1 pseudogene is annotated in these 257 nt (G+C 74.3%); it reads left to right on the top strand.

What is annotated here, in order from left to right:
* Positions 1-257 (top strand): annotated as a pseudogene (locus N7568_RS24405) (lysine--tRNA ligase); the annotation flags it as partial.

Here is a 257-nt window from a genome sequence, read left to right as displayed (position 1 = left end):
GGCCGTCCGCGCCGCCAAGCGTGAGCAGCTGCTCGCCTCGGGCCGCGAGGCCTACCCCGTGCAGGTGCCGCGCACCCACGCGCTGGCCGAGGTGCGTGAGCGGTTCGACGGCCACGAGCCCGACTGGACCTCGGGCGAGACCGTGTCGGTGACCGGGCGCGTCGTCTTCCTCCGCAACACCGGCAAGCTCTGCTTCGCCACCCTGCAGGAGTCCGGCGCGGACGGGGAGGCCGTCCGCCTCCAGGTCATGGTGTCCC

It is taken from the genome of Paenarthrobacter aurescens (assembly GCF_025421775.1).
Classification (GTDB): Bacteria; Actinomycetota; Actinomycetes; order Actinomycetales; family Micrococcaceae; genus Arthrobacter; species Arthrobacter aurescens_B.
This window is presented reverse-complemented; position numbering and strand designations above follow the sequence as displayed.